The 22,348-nt window shown below is 57.7% G+C and carries 16 protein-coding genes and 1 tRNA gene; 10 read left to right on the top strand and 7 right to left on the bottom strand.

Annotation, left to right across the window (positions count from 1 at the left end; genetic code table 11):
* Positions 1-21 precede the first annotated feature (21 nt).
* From VN622_10340 to VN622_10330, 3 genes are all read right to left on the bottom strand, one after another.
* Positions 22-729: a haloacid dehalogenase type II gene (locus tag VN622_10340; protein HWR36255.1), complete on the bottom strand. Its 708-nt coding sequence runs from the start codon at positions 727-729 to the stop codon at positions 22-24.
* Positions 730-779: 50 nt separating this feature from the next.
* On the bottom strand, positions 780-1,805 hold the full coding sequence (locus tag VN622_10335) for an OB-fold nucleic acid binding domain-containing protein (GenBank protein HWR36254.1): 1,026 nt from the start codon (positions 1,803-1,805) through the stop codon (positions 780-782).
* A 175-nt stretch (positions 1,806-1,980) separates the two neighbouring features.
* Positions 1,981-3,108, bottom strand: coding sequence for a peptidylprolyl isomerase (locus VN622_10330; protein ID HWR36253.1), 1,128 nt, complete (start codon positions 3,106-3,108; stop codon positions 1,981-1,983).
* Positions 3,109-3,386: 278 nt separating this feature from the next.
* Between VN622_10330 and VN622_10325 the strand changes: the two genes are divergently transcribed.
* Together VN622_10325 and VN622_10320 are read left to right on the top strand one after the other, a co-directional pair.
* Positions 3,387-5,231 carry a hypothetical protein gene (locus VN622_10325; protein HWR36252.1) on the top strand — a complete coding sequence of 615 codons (1,845 nt, stop codon included), beginning with the start codon at positions 3,387-3,389 and terminating at the stop codon, positions 5,229-5,231.
* A gap of 207 nt (positions 5,232-5,438) precedes the next feature.
* A complete protein-coding gene (locus VN622_10320) occupies positions 5,439-6,467 on the top strand; it encodes a DUF4344 domain-containing metallopeptidase (protein ID HWR36251.1) in 1,029 nt (342 codons plus the stop codon).
* A gap of 146 nt (positions 6,468-6,613) precedes the next feature.
* Here VN622_10320 and VN622_10315 read toward each other — a convergent pair whose 3' ends face one another.
* Complete coding sequence (locus VN622_10315) at positions 6,614-8,020, bottom strand: hypothetical protein (protein HWR36250.1); 1,407 nt, start codon at positions 8,018-8,020, stop codon at positions 6,614-6,616.
* 124 nt (positions 8,021-8,144) lie between these two features.
* Between VN622_10315 and VN622_10310 the strand changes: the two genes are divergently transcribed.
* From VN622_10310 to VN622_10275, 8 genes are all read left to right on the top strand, one after another.
* Positions 8,145-10,598 (top strand): M1 family aminopeptidase, encoded by a 2,454-nt coding sequence (locus tag VN622_10310; GenBank protein ID HWR36249.1) that lies wholly within the window; start codon positions 8,145-8,147, stop codon positions 10,596-10,598.
* 199 nt (positions 10,599-10,797) lie between these two features.
* Positions 10,798-11,103, top strand: a complete 306-nt coding sequence (locus VN622_10305) for a GlsB/YeaQ/YmgE family stress response membrane protein (GenBank protein HWR36248.1) — start codon at positions 10,798-10,800, stop codon at positions 11,101-11,103.
* 174 nt (positions 11,104-11,277) lie between these two features.
* A tRNA-Ser gene (locus tag VN622_10300) sits at positions 11,278-11,370 on the top strand.
* Between the two features lie 498 nt (positions 11,371-11,868).
* Complete coding sequence (locus VN622_10295; GenBank protein ID HWR36247.1) at positions 11,869-13,311, top strand: glucose-6-phosphate dehydrogenase; 1,443 nt, start codon at positions 11,869-11,871, stop codon at positions 13,309-13,311.
* A 5-nt stretch (positions 13,312-13,316) separates the two neighbouring features.
* Positions 13,317-14,696, top strand: a complete 1,380-nt coding sequence (locus tag VN622_10290) for a sugar porter family MFS transporter (GenBank protein ID HWR36246.1) — start codon at positions 13,317-13,319, stop codon at positions 14,694-14,696.
* A gap of 64 nt (positions 14,697-14,760) precedes the next feature.
* Positions 14,761-15,888 carry an FUSC family protein gene (locus VN622_10285; protein HWR36245.1) on the top strand — a complete coding sequence of 376 codons (1,128 nt, stop codon included), beginning with the start codon at positions 14,761-14,763 and terminating at the stop codon, positions 15,886-15,888.
* A gap of 538 nt (positions 15,889-16,426) precedes the next feature.
* Positions 16,427-18,022, top strand: coding sequence for a hypothetical protein (locus VN622_10280; GenBank protein HWR36244.1), 1,596 nt, complete (start codon positions 16,427-16,429; stop codon positions 18,020-18,022).
* A 371-nt stretch (positions 18,023-18,393) separates the two neighbouring features.
* A complete protein-coding gene (locus VN622_10275; GenBank protein ID HWR36243.1) occupies positions 18,394-19,518 on the top strand; it encodes an acyltransferase in 1,125 nt (374 codons plus the stop codon).
* A 278-nt stretch (positions 19,519-19,796) separates the two neighbouring features.
* Here VN622_10275 and ygiD read toward each other — a convergent pair whose 3' ends face one another.
* The 3 genes from ygiD to VN622_10260 all read right to left on the bottom strand — a co-directional run bounded on the left by ygiD (position 19,797) and on the right by VN622_10260 (position 22,236).
* On the bottom strand, positions 19,797-20,576 hold the full coding sequence (gene ygiD / locus VN622_10270) for a 4,5-DOPA dioxygenase extradiol (GenBank protein HWR36242.1): 780 nt from the start codon (positions 20,574-20,576) through the stop codon (positions 19,797-19,799).
* Positions 20,577-20,886: 310 nt separating this feature from the next.
* A complete protein-coding gene (locus tag VN622_10265) occupies positions 20,887-21,285 on the bottom strand; it encodes a metallopeptidase family protein (protein HWR36241.1) in 399 nt (132 codons plus the stop codon).
* A 66-nt stretch (positions 21,286-21,351) separates the two neighbouring features.
* Complete coding sequence (locus VN622_10260; GenBank protein HWR36240.1) at positions 21,352-22,236, bottom strand: TIGR00730 family Rossman fold protein; 885 nt, start codon at positions 22,234-22,236, stop codon at positions 21,352-21,354.
* Positions 22,237-22,348 lie beyond the last annotated feature (112 nt).

Here is a 22,348-nt window from a genome sequence, read left to right as displayed (position 1 = left end):
CGATTGAGGTTTGTGCTGTTCCTACCCTGCGAACGTCGCCAGTGCCTTTAGATCAGGCACTTCTATATCGGGCAGCGCGTGCGCCGGAGGCGTAGCTCCGAATCCAGACTTACCAGCGCGCCGATTAATCCAGACCGTCTTGAGTCCAATCGCCTTCGCCGGAACCACGTCGTGATACAAGCTTTGTGCAACATGGAGAATCTGCTCGGCAGGATGCCCGATCTTCTGCAACGCGATCCTGAAATTATTGGTCGAGGGCTTGTAGCTGCGCGCCTCCTCCGCCGTGATCACCCAATCGAATTCCACGCCTAGCTGGCGGGCCGATGCGGCGAACAGGCTGTTGTCGATGTTCGAGATTATTGCGAGTTTGTATCGCCTCTTCAGCCTTTGGAGCGACTGTGGCGTATCTGGAAAGGGCTGCCAGTCCTTCACCGAGTCGGGTAGCCGATCCATTTCCTGAATTGTGGGGACAAAGTTCAATCGCATTCCGATTCCAGCAACTACCTCGCGCATCACCTGCTGGTAAGAGCGATACGTGCCCGCTTCTATTTGAGCTTCCAGTTCGCCGTAGATTTCGAGCAGCGCGTCATCGGTGGCGTGGACGTTGTGTGCGGCGAGAATGGGGCGAAGGCTACTAAGGATGCCCGTCTCCCAATCGATGAGCGTGCCGTAGCAGTCGAAGGTGAGAACGCGGAACTGCTCGAAATCCAGCATGATTGAGCGTAGCAAAGAATGACGCCTCTGCCGAGGCGTCGTCTCACACTTCTACCAGGTGTGTATCAGAAGGCGTCGCCACCATCACTGCAGGCAGCGGCAGCGGCCTGCTTGGGAGCGGGTGTCTTCTGTAGAAATTTCTGCGTATTCAGTAGAGGCCGCCCGAGTGAAGCGTTGTAGCCGGTCCATGGAGACTCAAGATCCGCCTCGCGTTCGAAGTGCGCTCGCATGCTCTCCATCTTTGAGTCCAGATCGTCGAGATAGTGCAGCATCAGCGCTTCCGGGAACATTGGTAACTTCGGTGAGCCGAACTCGTACTGGCCGTGGTGGCTGATGATGAGGTGTTCGATCAGAATCTTCAGATTGTCCGGGAAGCCTGGGACGAGCGCGATCTTGTCATGCAACATCTCGAGCTCGATGATCATGTGCCCGAGCAATTGCCCCGAGGTCGTGTAGGAGATGGACCGCGCGTACGCCAGTTCGTGAATCTTGCCGATGTCGTGCAGAAAAGCGCCGGTCAGCAGCAGATCACGGTTCACCTGGGCGTAGTTGCGCGAAACGAGGTCGCAGCTGGTAAACAACGAGACCACGTGATCCAGCAACCCGCCGATGAAAGCGTGATGCAGGGTCTTCGCAGCCGGAGCATTCTTGTAGGCCGTCGCGATCGCCGGGTCGGCCATGAAAGCTTCGAGCAAGGCTTTCAGATGCGCGTCCTGCATACTCGCAACGAATGCGGCCAGCGTGTTCCAGAGCTCGTCCACGTCCTTCGTTGTCTTCGGCAGGTAGTCGGCAAAATCAATCTCATGATCGTCCATCGTTCTCACTTTGTGGATGGTGAGTTGCCAACGATTGTTGTACTTGTTAATCAGTCCCTTGATCTTGACGATGTCGTCCTGCTCGAAGGCGTCGAGCACTTCGGTGACGTTGTCCCACATCTTGGCTTCGATCTGGCCGCTGCGGTCAACGAGAGTGAGCGCAAGGTAGGGTTCGCCGTTCTTCTTCGACTTGATCTGCTTGGCCGCGACCACAAAGCTGGCCACGACTGTTTTGTTCTCGAATTGCACGGCGTCGCGTACGTAGAAGTCTTTCATGGGTTCCTATCGAGGGCGCGCCTGCCGCGCCTGAACAGATTTCATGGTACCCCTATATGCTCGCTCGCTGCTTAAGTAAAAACAGCGCCTGTGGCGTGGAGCGGACAGAACAGGGAGCCGGGACAAAAGAAAGGCGACCCCAAAGGGCCGCCGTGTCGAATGCGTTGAGCCTGTTTTAGAAGATCAGGAAGTGTTTCTTGCGTTTTGCCTTTTCCTGCGTGGCTGGGCTGGGGGTGGATGAAGCCACTTCGGGCTTGGTCTGGTTCGGGCTGGCACCCTCATCGATGTATCCGGGTTTCACGTCGATGTAGGCTTCTTCACGCAGCTTCGTGAGATACTCGCGCAGCGCAGGCTGCATCTTCTGCATGTAGATTGCGTCCTGAATCCGCGACTCCGCTTGCGCCATCGTAGGCACGCCAGGCTGCGTGTGTTGCGTTACTTTCATGATGATGAAGCCCTGCTTTGTGCGGATGACGTCGGTCATCTCGCCCGTCTTCATCGAGAACGCCTTGTCCTCTAGCTCCTTCGACAGCACGCCGCGCTTGAATTCGCCGAGTTCGCCACCCTGCTCGGCGGTCGGGCCATTCGAACTCTGCTTGGCTACGTCCTCGAACTTCGCTCCATCTTTAATCTTCTTCAGAAGCTCCTGTGCTTTTGCTTCTGCTTGCGCCAGTTGTTCCGGAGTGGCCTCGACGAGCTTAGGCTGCTCGTTCGATTTATCCCCGCTCGGTGGCGGAGTGGGGACGGCAGCTACCAGTATCTCGCTCAAGCGAACGAGTTCGGGCTGCTCCATCTCAGCCTTATGTTCTTCGTAGAATTTCTTGATCTCATCGGCCGTGACCTGGATGTGCGAGCCCACTTCGCGTCCGATCACCTGCTGCGTGATGATCGAGTTGCGCATGTTCTGCTTGAAATCTTCGAACTGGATGCCCTGCTGCTCGGCCAGTTTTTCCAGTTCTTCCATCGACCCGGCGTTCATCTGCTTGCGGATTTCGTCCAGCCTCTTGATCGTCTCGGTGTCAGCCGTGATCCCGAGATCCTGACCCTTCTGCACGAGCAGTTGCTGGTCGATTAGATCGCGCAGCAGCACCTTCTCGCGTTCGGCAATTTCCGCCTGGGTGACGTTTGGGTTCTGCTGGCGTAGTTCCTGGAGAGTCTGTTCGCGGCTGCGGCGCAGGTCGGCACGCGTAACGATGGCGTTATTGATACGCGCAATAATCTCTTCCACCACGGTGTCTTCCTGTGAAAACGTGGGGATAGCAAATGCGAAGATGGCTAGAAGCACGAAAACGAGTTTTCTCATGGGAAATCCTGCCGCCTCGTCCGTTGCGCCGAATATCTGGTACGGACACATGGCTACTTGGGTCGTGTGCGTATCTCCTATTTTACATTGCAGGCAGCTTCTCGACACGCGGTCTCCCAAAAGCCGGACAGGCACAAAGCATGACCGGCCGCTGCGGGCTGCTAAAATGGCGAGTTCCGGTGGGCCGTCCGTCCAACCATGCCGGGGACCCCTTCCTGGGAGGCCCCGCACCGGGCAGCATGGCGCGCGGCCAAAGGTCTTGCCGGCCGAGGACTCTCATGAAAAACAGATTCGCCTTTCTGGTCGTCGGTTTCCTGATGCTGTCTCTCCTCGCTTATGCGCAAACTGCCCCAGCCAAAGCGAAAACCGCGGCCACTACCGACGGAGCTCCCAACGTGCAGCAACTGCAAAAGATGATGGCGCGATTTGCCCCGACAGAGATGAAGGTCGATACCTCCGCACTCTCACCCGGAGATAAGAAGGCGCTCGCCAAGCTCGTTGAAGCCGCCAGCGTAATCGACGACATCTTCCTTACGCAATTTTGGAGCGGCAACCAGGCGTTGTATTCGAAGCTGAAGAAAGACACGACGCCACTGGGCAAAGCGCGGCTGGAATACTTCTGGATCAACAAGGGACCGTGGTCCGCGCTCGACGGCCAGAAAGCCTTCCTGCCTGGCGTGCCTCCCGAGAAACTCCCCGGCGCAAACTTCTATCCCGAAGGCGCGACGAAGGAAGAGATCGAGAACTGGATCAAGACTCTGCCGGAAGGTGAGCAGGAACAGGCACGTAGTTTCTTTACGGTCATTCGGCGCGCTCCGATGACCGACAAATCCGAACACGAAATGGGTTCCGCGCCGGTGCGCAAGTTGGGCGGTCCCGCGAAGATGGGCGGCCTCAAGACCGTTCCCTTCAGCGACGCTTACAAACACGACTTGGAGCGCGCTGCCAACCTTTTGCGCGATGCGGCGGAACTCACCGACAACGCCAGCCTGAAACGCTTCCTCACGACTCGCGCTGCAGCCTTCTTGTCGAACGACTACTACGAGAGCGACGTTGCGTGGATGGACCTCGACGCGCCGCTCGACATCACCATCGGCCCCTACGAAACCTACAACGACGAGATGTTTGGCTACAAGGCTTCCTACGAGGCATACGTCAACCTGCGCGATGAGAAGGAGAGCGGCAAGCTTGCGGCATTCTCCAACCATCTACAAGAAGTTGAGAACAACCTGCCAATCGACGAGCAGTATCGCAATCCGAAGATTGGATCGCAGGCGCCCATCCGTGTCGTGAATGAAGTCTATGCCGGCGGCGACGGCAACCATGGCGTGCAAACTGCCGCTTACAATCTGCCGAACGATGAACGCGTCGTGCAGCAGAAGGGCTCGAAGCGCGTCATGCTGAAGAACGTGCAGGAAGCCAAGTTCAACAAGACGCTGGTGCCGATCTCGCGCCAGGTGTTGAGCAAGGATGAGCAGAACGATCTCAGCTTTGAGTTGTTCTTCACCCACATTCTCGCGCACGAGTTGTCGCACGGACTGGGCCCGCACCAGATCACCATCAATGGCCGGAAGACCACGACGCGCGAGGAATTGAAAGACCTCTATAGCGCGATGGAAGAAGCCAAGGCCGACGCGCTCGGCCTGTTCTCGTTGCAATACATGATGGACCACGCCCAGCAGATGGGCATGGACAAGGTACTGCCCACGGGAGCAGACGCTGAAAGGAAGCTCTACACCACGTTCCTGGCCTCCTGCTTCCGCACTCTGCGTTTCGGATTGCACGAAGCGCACGGCAAGGGAATGGCGTTGCAGGTGAACTATCTCATCGACAAGGGCGGCTTCGTGGTTCGCCCGGATGGCACGTTCGCCGTGGATTTCGACAAGATCAAGCCCGCCGTCCGCGACCTCACGCACGACCTCTTGATGCTGGAGGCTAAGGGTGACTACGCAGGCTCGAAGAAGATGCTCGCAGAGTTGGGCGTTCTCCGTCCAGACTTCCAGAAGGCGCTGAACAGCCTTACGGCAATTCCGACAGACATCCGTCCCGTATTCGTCACTGCCAACGAACTCATTGGCAGCGGAATGGCTAAGCCGGCAAAGAGCGCGGCGGGGAAGAAGTAGCTTTCTACGAGTGTGTCAGTGCTTACCGCGAGTCTTCGGCCTCGCGGTAAGACTGCTAGAAGATCATTCAAACACCGCTACAACATCGTTCAAAGACTGCCTACAAAATCATCAAAACTAGCGCCGGTATTCCAACGATTAACTTGCCAGCTCCGGCAGGTTAGCGCAGAATCCGTGTGCATTCGCACGAAGAATCGGAGGGTGTCTATGATCCGAGGCCTACTGAACACGGTAGGATTCCTTGTCTTGGTGTCGGTGCTCGCATTCGCAGAAAGCACCCCCAGTGTGTACATCGAGCCGTCACGCAATCTTGTGCGCGATGTCATCCAAGTTTCGGCCGGCCAGGCAAAGTGGTATGCCCTCACATTGGAACGTGGAAGCATCGTCTATGCCGATTTCAAGGTCGAGGGCGGCCTGAACAATAAGGCGGCCGTCTGGTTGCTGGACGAGTTCAACCTGCGGCAGTTTCTCGCGCACCAACAGTTTCGCTACTTTCCCGGCACTTCCGGTGAAGTGCGCGGTGTAGGGCGGTACACCTTCGGCGTTCCGCAGAGCGGAACTTATTACCTCGTCATCGACAATGGTCGCGCGTGGTTCATGCCGCGAAACGTGAAGGTTTACGCGTACGAAGTATTGCCTTACCAGCCTGCCGAGCTTCAAATGGCTGAACAGCAGCTCGCAACCTTCTACAATGTGCTACGCTCGGCGTTCGTCTTTCCCGATTTCTCGATCAGCATCCGGCATTGCGGGATGGAGAACGCATTCTCCGATCCGAACATCACGATGTGCGAAGAACTCCTGGAGAGTTTGGCTGCCCAGCGGCTCGAACCGGCGATCACCTTCATCCTCTTCCACGAACTTGGCCACACGCTGCTGAAGCAATGGGGATTACCGACGTGGGACAATGAAGATGTCGCGGATGAGTTCGCGACAGTTTTCATGATCATGGCACACGAGCAAAACGGAGCGATTGCAGCGGCTAAATTCTGGGCGTCTTCGGGGACACGCCAGGAAGCACTTTCGAAGTTGTACATTGATGATCGTCACACAGTTTCGCCGCAGCGGGCAAGAAACATCCTGCATTGGCTGTCGAAGCAGGATGACCTTGTCCAGCGATGGCAGAAGCTAATCATTCCGAACATGCAAACAGAAGCCTTGAGGCAACTACGGCAAGGCACCTCTGGTGCATTCGATCAACGGATGGTTGAGGCTGAACTGCGCGGTCGGGGTGAGTAGCACCGTACCGCAAAATCGGGTGGCCCAAGTTCACGCCGGTGGTCGACGTTAATCCGGGCGGTACCTCCTCTTCGAACTGCAATGGAATGGGTTTTGAAACTCAGAACTGCGAAGTGCCGACACAATCCATATTCATTAACCCCGGCCTACTGGCCGTACTTGTCCTTGAGATAACGCGCCATCTCCAACTCCAGGCCGTCGTAGCCGGAGTGGACGGTTGTCCTCAGCGCAGACTCCGTTGAGGAGCCCTGGCCGATGCGTTCGAGAATCAATCGAAGATCGCCCATGCCGTATGTGTCGTTGATGTACTCGGTAGCGAGGAGAGCTTCTGTGTACGCCAGCGTCGCCTGCTCGCCGCTCAAGCGCATGAAGGAGCCTTCCAGAAGGTTGAGCGGAACTTGTTGTTTGTTCGCGTACAGCGATGCCAATTGCCGGCCGTACCTGCCTACGGAACGCGGTTCCAGCAACTGAGCGATACCTTCGTGCAGCCACTGCGGACAGCGTCCTCGGCTCACTTGCGTGATGAACGAATGTGCCAGTTCGTGCCGTAGCACGCGCGAGAGTTCCCTCGTCATGGAACTGACGCCCTCGATAGGAATCTTGATCTTGCCATCGTTCAGCGCGCTGATCCAACCCGGCGACTGCGTTACGTCGAAGAAAGCCTGTTCGGTGTAAAGCACGACGCCGATGTTGGCGCGTGGCGTCACTCCAAGCTCGCGTACCATGTCGTCGTAGTGAGACTCCAGGGTTTGCAGGATCGCCTGGCCCAGTTCCACGGAAACCGTTTTTCCTTCGTACTTCAGAGTGAAGTGTCCGCTGTCATTCTGCGAGAACTCGGCTTCGACGGCGGCCTCGCGCTCCGCTTTTTTTAGGTAGCTCTGTACGGTGGCATCCGGTCGAACGAGGAGCGACCGCTTCCAGATGCGGATGGCGTCGCGTGTGCGATCCGCGCCGAAGTATGCGTATCCGAGTACTGTAAGGCTGTCCGCCGAGTTGGGAGAGATGCGCACGGCGCGTTCCGCGTGCGGCACGGCTTCGGAAGCCCTGCCCATCTGCACGAGGAGCGCAGCGTAATGATCGAGGAGAGTGGAATTGTCGGGCAGGAAGGTCAGGGCCCGTTGAAGATACCCCAGAGACTTTTCGCGATTCCCTCGTTCCTGTTCATATCGTGCTGCGATAAAGTAAGCGGCTGCGGCATTTCTAGGATCACCGGCGCGGTCCATGGCGGCCAAGGCATCGGTGTCCAGCCGACCGTCGCGCACGAGCGAAAGGCTCAGGTCATCGGAGCCTTGCAGGGTTTCGGTAGGAGTGTACTCGGGATTGTCTTTTTGAGGAGAAGTGGCGGAGCCTGACGCCGGAGCGCCTCCGGCGTCTATGCGTTCGACCAGCGTTTTCGGGATTGCGTAGGTGTCGTCGCTGATCTCGTATTCGATGCGGCCGTTCTTCTCTCGCGCGGTGTCTACAAGAATGCGCCTGCCATTCTTCAAGACGATCGTATCGGCCTGGGCAAAGGAACTCGCGAGCAGCAGGAAAACGATGACAGGGAAGCGCACGGCAGCGCATTCTAGCAGTAACGAACGGCTGGCAAAAGTGAACTCGTCCCCAAACCCGTTGCGTGTCTGGTTACCTTGGTGCCGCTGCGCCGCTCTCCTGGATCGCGTTCTGCCCAGCACTCTTTTGGCACTCAGTTTGCTGAGTCCTGCTCGTGCCCTGCAAGCGCCCGCCACCGTGCCTGCCACCCCGGGGACAGGCTCAGGACAGGTGCTCACGCTTTATGGTGAACTGCGGAAAGCGCCGCTCGACGCTTCGCAGGTATATCGCGTGCGCGAACTGGCGCTTGATCGCGAAGACGTGCACATCTTCCTCACCGATGGCACGCTGGCCTTCACCGGCTCCATAGATGGACACGTCACGGGTGCATTCTTCGAAGGCGAAGGCGAAGTATTGCTGCGTCCGCCAGATCACGTCGAGCGCGGATCCCTAGGACTTTTCACCGGCGAAGGCGTCCTCAACGAGAAGTTCAAGGACGCCTATCTTCGATTCAACGACGAAACCTACCAGGAACTACGCGCCAACCTGCAGCCCGCAGAAGATGCCGCGCAGTTCATCGCGAAGTGGGACCAACCAGCACGGTCGCTCTCCGAGATGGACGCGCTCCGTTTGCTGAGCAGCTTTACCAGCGATTTCGGCAACACAGAGCCTCGCGACCGCTACCTGCACGCGCGCATCGGTGGAGAGCGCTTCGGCGTTTTCGACATTATCTATGACACTATGGCCGACGAGCAGGTCACCGTCTGGAATCTCCCTGGGCGCGCGAGTTTTCTCGACCTCTGGATGGCGTTCCCGGCACGCAACGCCCGTATGGGCAAGACCGCTGCGCGTCCCATCGATCCGTGGAAGTCCTCATCGGCGGTGAGCATCTCCAACTTCAAGATCGCGGCCGAACTCATCCCTCCACAGGAAATCGATGCGGAGGCCGTGCTCACAATGCAGGTGAGGAACGGCGGCCAGCGCCTGCTGTACCTGGAACTCTCGCGATATCTCCAGGTGAAACAAGCAAAAGTGGATGGTGCCGTGGTCGAGTTTCTGCAAAACGAATCGATTGAAGGCAGCCAATTGGCGCGGCAGGGAAACGACTACGTCATCATTATTCTTCCCGAAGCATTGCACCCCGGCCAGACCTTACAAGTGGAGATCAAGTATCGCGGCAATGTGATGGCGCAAGCCGGCGCGGGTCTTCTCTATGTGGGTGCACGTGGCACCTGGTATCCGAACCGTGGCATGGCAATGGCGAACTTCGATCTCGAATTTCGCTGGCCTGCGGAGTGGACGCTGGTCGCTACCGGCCGTCGTGTTTCTCTCGATAAGCGCGGCGACCTGCTCGTTGGCCGCTGGGTGTCGGACGTCCCGATTCCGTTGGCCGGCTTCAATCTTGGACAATACACGCGCAAAAGCTCGCGCGCCGGCAATGTCGCCGTCGAGAGCTACGCTACTGCCGGCATGGAGTACGGATTCAAACGTCAGCAAAAGGTGGTAGTTGTGCCGCGGTCGCAACGCGGCGAAATGGAAACTGCGGTTGTGGTGCCTTCGCTGGAGGTGAATCCGGCGTACATGGGGCAGGGAGTCGCCGACCGCTCGGCGCGTGCAGTGACGCAGTTCAGTGAGTGGTTTGGGCCGTATCCTTATAGCTCGCTTTCGCTCACGCAATTTCCCGGCAACGCCAGCCAGGGTTGGCCGACTTTGATCTTCCTCTCCGGACTGGTGTTTCTCACTTCTGAGGAAAAGGCGAATCTCAAGCTCGATGATTACGGCCGCATTCTCTACGGGCAACTGATGCAGGACCACGAGACGGCACACCAGTGGTGGGGAGGCGCGGTTTCCTGGGCCGGATATCGCGATCAGTGGCTTGTGGAGGCGCTCGCGAATTACAGCGCGCTCATGCTCCTGGAACGTGAGCACCCGCAGGACTTCGCAAAAACCATGGAGTACTACAGGCAGGAACTCCTGACAAAAAGCCCGAACGGTAAGCAATATTACGAGGCTGGTCCGGTCACGCTCGGACTTCGGCTGTCGTCATCGCAATTTCCCGATGGATACATCACGATCAGCTACGGACGCGGCACGTGGCTCTTCCATATGTTGCGCTACATGATGCGCGACGCCGTCGCCGCCTCGCCGCAGACGCGAGGCGTTTCCGGCGACGAACTTTTTCTGCGCGCGCTGCGCACGATTCGCGAACGTTATGCCCGGAAGCAGATGACCACGCGCGGCGTGCTGGCAATCTTCGAAGAGCAATTACCAACTTCTCTGCGCTTCGAGGGCAAGAAGTCGCTGGAATGGTTCATGGACGGATGGATCAACGGCTCGGCCATCCCCAGGCTCAGCCTTGACGACGTGAAGATCTCATCGAAAACGGGATCGGCGTTCGCGACCTTCACATTGAAGCAGGAGAACGCTCCTGAAGAGCTTGTGACTTCAGTCCCAATCTATGCGGTGTTGGGCGACAATCGCCAGGTCTTTGCATCCCGCGTCTTCGCTGACGGTTCCCAGACAAAGCTGCGAGTGGCTGTACCGCCTGGTACCCGCCGCCTCGTTCTCGACCCGCATCAAACAGTGCTGACGCGCAAGTAGCTCGCACGCTCACCTCGTGCCAATCGTGAGATCTGCCATATAAGAGCAGGTACGTTCTTGTGATTAGCGGGTATTTAAATGAGTGGCCTAGCGAGTGCGCCGCTCTCGATTTGTGGCCATCCTCGCTGTAGTCGAGATGCTCCAACTCCATAACGCCAAATCTTGGCGATGGGAGATTGAACTCCCCGGGGGGGAATGTATGGGAGCGATAATTGGCTGGATCATCTTCGGCATAATTGCCGGAGGCATAGCCAAACTTTTGATGCCGGGACGCGATCCGGGCGGCTGGATTGTCACCATGGTTCTGGGTATTGCGGGTGCCGTGGTCGGCGGTTGGATTGGACGCGCGATCTGGGGCAGCACTGGAGTGAACGACTGGAGTATCGGCAGTTTCACCCTCGCTATCGTCGGCGCGGTTTTGCTCCTGGCGATATACCGCATGATCGTAGGACGACGGAAACCAGGCGATGTTGTCACTCGCGACCGCGACAAGTGGGCCGCCTAGCACAACTCCAACACGAGAGAACCTTAGCGCCTGCGCAACATGCAGGCGCTTTCGTTTTGTGCGCTCTGTCGCGAAAGCGGGCAGGACTAGATATCGCGATTTTTTCGAACCAAATTCCCGCACGGACCCAGCATCCGATATAATGCGAATTGCCGCACACTGCACGAACCTCGCGGAGAGGTGGCCGAGTGGCTGAAGGCGGCGGTTTGCTAAACCGTTATACGGTCAAAAGCTGTATCGGGGGTTCGAATCCCCCCCTCTCCGCCAGCCTTCCTAACTCTCTTCAGCATAACTATTACAACGACGGCTGGTCCAAGCGGAGTGCTTTGTCGGCTGTCATCCAACTCGTACGGCGTCCAGAACCTCCCGCCCGTGACTGCCTGCATCTCAAGAAAGTACGTTCATCGACCGTGCCGATTCGCGGCGACTTGACAGCCGTGATTCAGGAGTCCGGTACAGGCGAGGGAACCCCTTGCAACTCTGTCACGCAATACAAAAAATCCTAATCGCTTTCTTGTTTTTCGATGTTTTTGAAATACATCCGCTGAGTGGGATTTGAGCGTTACCTCTTACCCGCAACGATGAAAGCTGAACAGATAACTGATCCGGTTACTTATCACGGCGAAGGTCCGCGAACGGCTTGAGGTGTATCGGAGAAGTTCGAGAGTTCATGGTTCGAGGCACGATCCTTAAGTGCGATCTTTTGAACTAACCGGAACAGCTTGGCGAGCGCAAACGATTGAAGAGGATCCCTGGTAACGCAACATGATAAAGCGACTGATCCTATTCGGTGCGACAGGCGACCTTGCTGGTCGTTTTCTGCTGCCAGCCCTCGCAGAGCTATACGATGAGGGCAAATTACCGCAAGGCTTTAGCGTCATCGGTGCCGCCGTTGAAGACTGGGATAGTGAGCAATTTCGGCAGCACGCCGCTGAGCGCCTTCAAGAACACACAGCCACGGACGTTGCGGCGGCTTCGCGCGAAGCGGTTGTGCGCTCCCTTCGCTATCGAAGAGTTGATTTGAACGATACTGCCGCCGTCGCGGCCCTCGTCGCAGATGCCACCGGTCGAAACGTCCCCGATGCTGAAGTTGAGCCGGCCGCGGCCTATCTCGCACTGCCGTCGGCCCTGTTCCCACTTGCGGTGAAGGCGCTCGGCTTAGTTGGATTGCCTTCGGGCAGCCGCATTGTGCTGGAGAAGCCGTTCGGCGAAGACTTGGATAGTGCAATTGCGCTGAACAGAATGCTCAAGCGAGTGGCTGGCATCGCGGGCGAGAAAGCGATCTTCCGCGTCGACCACGCTTTGGGACTGGCTACGGTGCAGAATTTACTCGGAGTGCGGCTCGCTAACCGGGTGCTTGAGCCGGTTTGGAACAGCAACCACATCGAACAGGTGGACATTCTTTGGGACGAAACCCTGGCGCTTGAAGGTCGTGCTTCATACTACGACCGTGCGGGCGCACTTAAGGACGTAATCCAGAATCATCTGTTGCAAATTTTGTGCATCATTGCAATGGAGCCTCCGATCAGCATTGAGGAGCATGATTTGCGCGACGCCAGGTTCGACGTGCTACGCTCGGTGCGCCCGCTGACTTCGGCTGACGCAGTATTGAAATCTCACCGCGCCCGCTATACTGCCGGCCGTTTGGGTGACACCGGCGGGGCGGACGGGCGCGTTGTTCCGGCTTACGTCGAGGAGAAAGGGGTTAGCCGGCAGCGCGAAACGGAAACCTTCGCCGAGATCGTTCTGGAACTCGACAGTTGGCGCTGGTCCGGGACTCGCTTTGTGCTGCGAACAGGCAAGGCGTTTTCGCACCGACGCAAGGAAGCCGTGCTGAGGTTTCGCCCCGTCCCGCGCCTGCCCTTCGGCAACGACGCCTCAGCGAGACTTACTGCCAACGAACTGCGAATCGGGCTAGACGGACCATACGGCTTTGCTCTGCATTTGACGGGCCTCAAGACCGGACCGCCATCACATTTCGCGTCGATGATTCTGGACGCGGAACTGCCCGCGCCCGAACTGCCCGCCTACAGCCGCGTGCTGATGGACGTTCTGAATGGCAACAACGCATTGTCAATCAGAGGGGACGAAGCAGAACAAGCATGGCGGATCGTGACGCCCGTGCTGCAAGCGTGGGCCGATGGACGGGTTCCGATGCAAGAGTATCCGGCCGGGTCGGACGGGCCTCCCTCTGCAACGCAGGCGTAGCGATTATGACAAATTCAGCGATCGACACTCGCTACGTCACGATGGTTGCTTCCGGAGCCGCACTCGGCGGATTTCTTTTCGGCTTCGACACCTCAACCATGAATGCGGCTATTACCGGCATTCGGTCCACGCTTGAACTGAGTAGCGCCCAGGTCGGTCTTGTCGCGGCTATTTCCCTGATCGGCGCTGCCATAGGAGCGTGGTTCGCAGGCCCGGTTGCGGCGCGGTTTGGCCGCAACCGCGTCATGTTCATCGCCGGCGCGCTGATTACACTTGGCGCGTTGGCATTCTCGTTGACGAGTCAAATGGTGCTGCTTGGTCTCTTTCGATTGATGGTCGGCTTGGGCATCGGCTCGGCGAGCGCGGTCGTCCCTGCCTACATCGTCGAAATTTCGCCTCCAGCCATCCGCGGACGGCTCGGCTCGTTGTGGCAGTTCGCCATCGTCATCGGACAACTGCTCGGCTTGCTTGCGGGTTACGGGCTGACGCGCTGGGCTGGGTCGGAGGCAGCGCCGTTGTTCTTCGGCGCGGCAGCGTGGCGATGGATGTTCGCCGTAGTCGCTCTGCTCGCGGCTGGCTACGTATTCATCTCACGTTTACTGCCCCAAACGCCGGAAGACTTGATTCGCTACGGTCACGAAAACGATGCCCGGGCGCTACTGAGCAGAATTGGCGGCGTCACGGTGGAAGAGGAAATCGCGTCGATTAGCGAGGAGTTGGGGAAAGAGAGCAGGGTCGCTACGCTCAAAGATTTGCGTGGCTCTAAGTTCGGGCTCAAGGCACTCGTCTGGGTGGGGATTTTGCTTGCCGTCTTCCAGCAACTCGTCGGGATCAACGTCGTCAAGACCTACTCGAACGCTTTGTGGCGGTTGGTCGGGTTCTCCACGGGTGCGTCCTTCACCATCAGCATCATCACCGTGCTCGTGAGCATCGCCTCAACCATGGTGGCGATTGTGATCATCGATATGGTTGGCCGCCGCGCGATGCTCCTCAGCGGAGCGGGGATGATGGCGATGGCGTTGGGAACGCTAGCAGTGTGCTTCTGCACGGCAACTGGCAGCGGTGACGACATCGTCTTGACCCGCCGTGCAGCCATTACCGCGCTCATCGCCATCAACGTGTTCTCCGTCGCGTTTGGCGTCACTTGGGGACCTGTGATGTGGGTGATGCTGGGCGAACTGTTCGCCGGGAACCTGCGTACCGTCGCCGTCGCCGTCTGCACCGCGGCCAATTGGATCACGAATTGGGCCGTCACCCGGACATTCCCGTTGCTTGCGGGTATCGGACTCGGCTTCGTGTATGGACTCTACTCAGCGTTTGCCGTGCTTGCGTTCGTCTTCGTGCTGAAAGCGTTGCCGGAAACGAAGGGACGTGCAATCACTTGATGGCGGATTTCATGTGACTAGCGCGAATCACCAGAGCAACGACGGCGACGGCCTGCGAGGGCGAATGGCTGCGATTGTGTCGCGTGCATGGGCGATGGTGAGTGCTGACGCTTGGCTGCTGCTGCAAAGGACAATCGCTGCGACCGCAGCGTGGTTGATTGCGAAGCGAGTCTTCGATCATCACGAGCCGTTCTTCGCACCCATTGCCGCGGTTATCGCGCTCAATGCTTTACTCGGCGAGCGCGGCTCGAATGCGATGCGGTTGTTGCTTGGCGTGGGCGTCGGAATTCTGGTGGGAGAACTCACGGTCGTCGTGCTCAGCGGCGGTTACGGCGCCCTGGCGCTGTCCACCTTCGTCGCAATGGCGATTGCCCGTGCTCTTGGGGGCGCACGCGTCACTATCAGTCAAGCGGCAGCCAGCGCCATCCTCACTGTGGTATCCGCGAACGATCAAGCTGGAACGGAGCGGCTGTTCGATGCTGTCATCGGCGCCGGTGTCGCGCTCGTCTTCAGCCAATTCCTCTTCTCTCCGGAGCCAATCGCCTTGCTGCGCCGCGCAGAGTCGGCAGCGTTGGCTGACATTTCGCACGGGCTTGAGCTAACGGCCCGTGCGCTCGAACGTGACGACTACGAGTCGGATGAACGTGCATTGAACAGCGTCCGCAATTTGCGCGACCGCTTAGTTGAACTGACTCGCCTGAGACGTGCCAGCAGCCGCGTAGCCCGTCATTCAATCGTCTGGCGGTCGCAGATGACGCCGGTCGTGCGCGAAAAAGAGAGCGCCGATTACCTCGATCTTGTCGGCAGCAGTTGTCTGATGCTCGCGCGTACCGCCATTGCCGTAAAGCCGCCTGAACGCCGAACGCTCGCGCCGAGTGTGCGCGAACTGTCTAACGTGGTCGACGGTTTGGCGAAGAACCTCGGAGACCTTCAGATGCGCCAAGGTGCGGCTGACCGCGCGCTCGACATCGCTCGCCGGCTTGGCAGCAGCGGCATTCGGTCCAAACCGACCCTCGCCGCTGCACAACTAACCGCGCAGATGCTGGCCGCCGACATCATGGTGTTCGCCGGAGTCTCTCCCGACCAGGCTGCGGGCGCAATACAAGCGTCGAGCGGAGAACCTCTAGTTCCTCTCCCGCCGAACACGCCCCGAATACCATTCCTTTTCAACCGACGGCGCCCGCGTAGATGAGCGCCTTACATCTCCGAGTGTCGACGAGGGCGGATCGCTGGCCGGCAACGATCCCGATTAAACTCAGACCAGTTTTTGGCTAACGTCGCTAGGGTTGGTTGCGACGTATACCGTGCTGGTTGTTCTGTGTACATCACCGGCTCGCGCCAATGTAAAAATTGGTTCATCAGGTGGGACATCTAACGGAAACATCGATTCAACTAACCCCACCAAGAAAACTCCACAACTCAAAGGCGCTGGTAGCATTCAACGATAACGACACCGCAAATAGCTTCCTGGTGTCATGGGGGACGAAGTTTTTCGACGCCGTAGAGGACCGCTCCTGGCTACCATTGTCGTTCCGGAAACGGGCGGCTGGCAGAACTGGCAGTCCGTGACAAGTGCAGCCATATCAGCCAGCGGCATCCATAACCTCTACGTGGTTTTCAAGGGCTCCGGTGCAATCGGGAACTTGAACTGCTTTCAGTTTCACTAGACAGCACGGCGCTGAATCACGAACTCTTACCAATCCGCGGAGACGGCGAAAATGAGGAGCCACATGACAGCGTGGATGCGATTTGCAGTACTCGCTATGGGACTCGCTCTGGCTTGTGTGGCACTACACCTCCGGGCGCAGAATGTTTCAGTTGATCCCGCAAAGATGCCACGCATTGCTACCGTCGATGCCCGATTCCAGTCCTACAACATTGAGATGGCGGAAGTCACCGGGGGAAGCTTCTGGAAGCCATACAAGAGTCAGCCCGCGAAGAAGACTGAAGCGAAGCCATCCTTACCGCAGTCCGGCTCCACTCCGGCAGGGATGGACCCGAACCTGTACGAATACCGTCCGCCTATCGACCTCTCAAATAGTCGTCTGCGCAAGTTGGCTGCGGCGCTCGGCCCAGCGTATGTTCGGGTCAGCGGGACATGGGCGAACTCGGTTTACTTCGCGGATTCAGACAACCCGCCGGCCAAAGCGCCAACCGGATTCAGCGGCATTCTGACGCGAAAAGAATGGAAGGGCGTAATCGAGTTCGCGCATGCGGTGAACGCCGAGATCGTGACGTCGTTCACAACGAGTGTAGGTACGCGAAATTCTAACGGCTTATGGACGCCCAAGCAGGCGGACGAATGGCTCGCCTATACCAAATCAGCAGGAGGCCGGATCGCAGCAACCGAATTTATGAATGAACCCACGTATGCGGCGATGGGCGGCGCACCTAAAGGGTACGACGCCGCGGCGTATGGACGCGACGTCGCTGTGTTTGGGCCTTGGCTGAAGAAGAATTCTCCCGGCACTCTGTTCCTCGGCCCTGGTTCTGTCGGCGAAGGACCATTCGCCATGGAGATGGGCAGCGAAATGCTGAAAACGGAAGACCTGTTGAAAGCAACCGGGCCGGTAGTCGACGTCTTCTCCTATCATCTTTATGCTGCCGCATCGAAGAGGTGCGCTGCTCTAGGCGAGCAGAACCAAACGACAGCTGCAGCGGCGCTATCGCCGGAGTGGCTTTCCCGTCCTGAAAAGATTAATGCATTCTATGCAAACCTTCGCGACCGCTTTGAACTCGGCAAGCCGCTCTGGATTACCGAGACCGCCGATGCAGCGTGCGGGGGAAATCCCTGGGCCTCGACTTTCCTCGATACCTTTTGGTACCTGATAGAACACGCAAGTCTGGCGCAACGCGGCGTGAAGGTCATCATGCATAACACGCTTGCTGCGAGCGACTATGGCTTGCTTGACCCGGATACCTTCGAGCCTCTCCCAAACTACTGGGCGACCCTGTTGTGGCACAAACTGATGGGGACCAAAGTGCTCAATCCGCAAATATCAACCCCGCCTAATACTTATGCCTACGCGCAATGCCTACAGGGGCGGCCTGGCGGTGTAACGCTCCTCGTCATCAACGCAGATCGGCAGAAGGAACTCGCAGTCATGCTGCCCGAAGCCGCCGAGCGGTACACACTTACCGCGAGGCAACTGCAAGACATGCTCGTTCAGCTCAACGGCAATACGCTTCGACTCAATGGCGACGGGGGGCTACCCCAACTGGAGGGCGAGCCAACGAAAGCAGGCCGTGTGAGCTTCGCGCCCGGCACGATCACCTTCCTGGCGGTTGCAACTGCGCAGAACAAAGCCTGTGAAGCGGAAGAGTGACGCCGATTACGGGGATCGCTGATGGTGGTTCTCTGCGTAGAGTATTGGCTGCCGTATGCCTGTTAGCCGATTCCCTCCGCCTGATGCGCGCTGTTGCCGGCGAGTATGGTTGGATTTCCCTCCGCGATGCCGGTTGCATCCTTGTTGTATGCCTGTGTAATAGGACCGTCATTCTAGCGGCTTCAGGTAGGAATAATCCTGTTAGTTATCCTGAACGCCACGCCATGAAGATTCGTCGCGAAACCCCGACGAAGCGTTGCCACGCGTGACAATTCGATTCCGGCTTTCTCAATCGCAAATGCGGTGTTATGTTACTGCTCGCATTTACACGTCGTAAACACGAGGATGGCTACATACGAGATCACTTACGCGTGATTGAGGCCGAAACGCTTCAGCAAACCATCGTCGCGTCCGTCGTAACCCAGCGCCCCACGCCCTCCGGCGCCGAGCACGTCTTTGTAAATAACATCCGGCACTGGTCGATGTTTGCGATCGTTCTCATCCACTGCTATGTCTTTGCAGCTGGATCCACGCTGGAACTACCCTTTGGGACAGAGATGTTTGTACAAGCCGCCAAGTTCGGTACCATCGGCTTCTTCTTCATCTCAGGATTTCTTTTGGGTGAGCGCGTGGAGGCAAGAGGGCGCTTGGAGTACTTTAAGAGGCGTCTCCGCCGGCTGTGCGTGCCCTGGATGTTCTGGATTGCGGCGTACTGCTGCTTGCTTGTTGTAGGTCATGCGGTACTCCAGGAAGTACTTCCTACCTTCGACGAAATTGCGTCGCTAGTCTTCCAGGCTTTATTCAATACAGCATACTGGTTTGTTCCGAATATGCTTCTGGCTTCGGCGATGATGTTGGCGTTTGCGCGCTATATAGAAGGTTGGCGATTCGGAGGGGCGCTTCTCGGTGCCGCATTGTTCTATGCTGCGAACATTTATGGCCACTGGATACCAAGTCAACATTCGACAGCAGTATTTGGCTTTGTGGGTTATCTCTGGCTGGGTGCCTGGAGTTCCCGGAACTGGGAGAAGGTGAGAAGGGTTCTGTCGCAGTTCCCACCCCGGCTCCTGCTTTGCCTTGCGATACTTGCGTGGGCCTTGTGCCTTGCGGAAGCGCATCACTTGAGGTCATTGGGAAGCATAGATCCGCTCAATGCGCTTCGCATTAGCAACCAGGCATTCTCAATCGTCGTTGTGATGCTCTTTTTGAAGCTGTCGAAACCCGCCTGGCCCAAGTTCATCAATGTTCGCGAACATACATTCGGCCTGTATCTTACCCACAGCTTGGTCTTGGTGTTAGTCATGCGGGTGCTCAAGCAATACACCGGTTCGGGGCCAGCGTCCTCAGCGCTGGGGCGATTCGGCTTAGGGACGCTTGCCTTCGCACTGACCTACGCGGGTTCGGTGATACTCACCAAGTGGTTGGCCGCACATCCGAAACTGAACTGGAGCGTTGGCGCGAAAGCGAAGGGCAATTGGGAGAGAAGCGCTCCATAGCCAGTTCTACCCTCCGGCACAGAACCTCGCAAGAAGCACGCGCCATGGCTGATTCGTGTTGTACGGGTGCTTCTCGAATTTGAAATTCTGGGCAGAGATCGGGCCGTTAGGCGTTATCTCGCTGTCTAAAATGCAGGGGCGGGTTGGGGGACGCGGGCCTACGACGGCAGCACGCCGATTTGTTTCAACATCCCCATTAGGTCATAGAACAAGTTCTCCTCAATGATCTCACTATTTTTCCAGTGGTAAGGGCCGAACAGTTAGCTGCTTCCGACTCGCTATCCGATTTTCGCGGCCAGCATGGAAATCGATCCGCCATCGACGCCTTCGACTGGAAACGTGACGTCCTCGCTGTTTTGCCTGGTCGCGAGTACATAGAGGAGCGGCAGGTAGTGGTCAGGCGTTGGAATTGAGAGCGCCGCATCTTTTCCAAGCGACTCGTAGTCGATGAGCGGCTTGTACTCCCCGGCCAGGATCATCTCTCGCGCCATCGTCTCGAAGCGCAGCGCCCAATCGTAGGGATCTGACATGTGGCGGCCCCAGGCGTAGGTGTGAAGGTTGTGAACGAGGTTGCCGCTGCCTACGATCAATATGCCTTCGTCGCGCAACGGGGCAAGCTTCTCTCCGATCTGGAAGTGAAAGTTTGCGGGCTGTGTTTCGTCGATGCTTAACTGCACGATGGGTACGTCCGCCTCAGGATAAACGTGTCGCAGCACAGACCATGTGCCGTGATCGAGACCCCACGTTCTATCAAGTACAACCGGGACCGGAGAGAGCAACTCTTGAACCCGGCGGGCAAGTTCTGGATCGCCAGGAGCTGGGTATTGGACTTGGTACAACTCTCTAGGAAATCCGCCGAAGTCGTGAATGGTCTCCGGCGCGGTAGTTACAGTTACTCCCACCTCTGAAACGTACCAGTGCGCTGAAATTGATAGAACAGCCTTGGGCCTAGGAATGCGCTGGCCCAAAAGCTGCCACTGCTCGGTGTACTTATTTCGCAGGACGGCATTCATCGGATTGCCGTGGCCGAAGAAAATCGCGGGCAGAGTGTCAGCCATGAAGTCACCCCAAGTTGTATGTGGAGTAATTTTACCTGCATTATCTTCCGAGGCTGAACCGATCGGTTGCAACCGTTCGCCACGTCGAGCAGCGTCGGCAAGCGGCCATCGTGATAGAACGCCCCGTTATGCTCCGGAAGCATGAACCGAATGAAGACAGTCTGAACCCGGCACTCAATACGTCGAGCAGATCAGAAGCGCGTATCTGTAATCTCGTGCAGTATCGACCACTTCATCTGCATGTGTAACCTATCTCACATTCCGCGTGCGCGCCTGTCCTCTTCACTAGCAGAGCGATTCGGAGCGGCGATCACACGTGGCGGAGTTCGTCTTCGCTGAGGCCGAAGTAGTGTCCGACCTCGTGGATGACCGTGAGGCGGATCTGCTGCTGGATTTCGGCTTCGGAGCCGCAAACAGCCTCGATGTTTCGCTGATACAGGATGACTCGGTCCGGGCCCGCGGATAAATCGAATACGCTCTTCTTCGTGGCCGGTGTTCCAATGAATTGACCCAGCATGAGTGGCCCGTGAGAGACCATGCCGCGCGGTCGCGGGAGCCGGCGTGGCGACTCAGGTGGCAGATTCTCGACGAGCACGGCGACGTTCTTCATGCGTTTGCGGAACTCGTGTGGAAGCGAGTCGAGCGCGTCGGCTACCAGTTCCATGAAACGCTGCTCGCTGAGGCGGGGCATGGGGAGATGGTAACGCAAGTTCAGCCGAGCCTCGGCATACCCCGTGCACAATGCTCTGGCCGTGACCTCAGGGTCCGCTAAAGTTTAGGGACGCGTCTTCGCGATCTCTGGCGCTTTGCGCCTCGCCGGCGAGGGTACCTCCAGGTGGTAACGCGTGAGGTGGTCGCGCAGAATTTCGAAGCCTTCTTCCGGCGTGCTTACGTAATGGAATAGATTGATGTCCTCTGACGAGATCGTGCCGGCATCGGCAAGCGCTTCCAGGTTCAGGACGCGGCTCCAGTACTCCTTGCCATAAATGAGCACGGCGATCCGCTTGGCCAGCTTCTCGGTTTGAGCCAGCGTGAGGATTTCGAAGAGTTCGTCGAGCGTGCCGAAGCCTCCGGGGAAGACGACGAGCGCCTTCGCCAGATAAGCAAACCACAACTTGCGCATGAAGAAGTAGTGGAACTCGAAGTTGAGTTCCGGCGTGATGTAGGGGTTGGGCATCTGCTCGAAGGGCAGATTGATGTTCAATCCGATGGTTTTGCCACCGGCTTCACGCGCACCGCGGTTCGCGGCTTCCATGATTCCAGGGCCGCCGCCGGTGGTAACAACAAAGCGCTGTCGCTTGGAAGGGATGCTCATCGACCACTCGGTGAGCATCGACGCAAGGCGACGTGCATCTTCGTAATAACGCGCCATTTCGACAGCCGTGCGTGCACGTTTCATCTGTTCTACGGGCGGAGCTGCATACGCGGAACCCGGCTTTTCGAGAAGTTGCAGCGCTTCATCGGCGTTATAGCGGCTGCTGAATCGCGCGGAGCCGAAAAAGACTACGGTATCCTGCACGCGTTCGCGACGGAAGCGGGCCAGAGGTTCCATGTACTCGGAAAGGATGCGCAGGGCACGGCCATCCGGTCCACCGATGAAGTTCTTGTTTTCGTAAGCGAGAGGTGCGCGGAAGTTATTCGGGTTCTCTATTTCATCCATGCGTGGCGAACTCGTGCGACAAATGGCCGCAGACAACTTGCCGGTTTAACCGGATCACCAGCATACAGAAATCGTTTCAACGTCGAAAGTTGTTTCCTGGATATCGCTGCCG

The sequence above is a fragment of the Clostridia bacterium genome (assembly GCA_035561135.1).
Classification (GTDB): domain Bacteria; phylum Acidobacteriota; class Terriglobia; order Terriglobales; family Acidobacteriaceae; genus DATMYA01.
Note: the sequence above shows the minus strand (reverse complement) of the source record. Positions and strands in the feature narration are given on the sequence as shown.

Coding starts and splice junctions, on each gene's coding strand:
- VN622_10280 (HWR36244.1), top strand. CDS start 16,427: ATGACAGCGTGGATGCGATTTGCAGTACTCGCTATGGGACTCGCTCTG.
- VN622_10260 (HWR36240.1), bottom strand. CDS start 22,236: ATGGATGAAATAGAGAACCCGAATAACTTCCGCGCACCTCTCGCTTAC.
- VN622_10320 (HWR36251.1), top strand. CDS start 5,439: ATGATCCGAGGCCTACTGAACACGGTAGGATTCCTTGTCTTGGTGTCG.
- VN622_10330 (HWR36253.1), bottom strand. CDS start 3,108: ATGAGAAAACTCGTTTTCGTGCTTCTAGCCATCTTCGCATTTGCTATC.
- VN622_10290 (HWR36246.1), top strand. CDS start 13,317: ATGACAAATTCAGCGATCGACACTCGCTACGTCACGATGGTTGCTTCC.
- VN622_10335 (HWR36254.1), bottom strand. CDS start 1,805: ATGAAAGACTTCTACGTACGCGACGCCGTGCAATTCGAGAACAAAACA.
- VN622_10295 (HWR36247.1), top strand. CDS start 11,869: ATGATAAAGCGACTGATCCTATTCGGTGCGACAGGCGACCTTGCTGGT.
- VN622_10305 (HWR36248.1), top strand. CDS start 10,798: ATGGGAGCGATAATTGGCTGGATCATCTTCGGCATAATTGCCGGAGGC.
- VN622_10325 (HWR36252.1), top strand. CDS start 3,387: ATGAAAAACAGATTCGCCTTTCTGGTCGTCGGTTTCCTGATGCTGTCT.
- VN622_10285 (HWR36245.1), top strand. CDS start 14,761: ATGGCTGCGATTGTGTCGCGTGCATGGGCGATGGTGAGTGCTGACGCT.
- ygiD (HWR36242.1), bottom strand. CDS start 20,576: ATGGCTGACACTCTGCCCGCGATTTTCTTCGGCCACGGCAATCCGATG.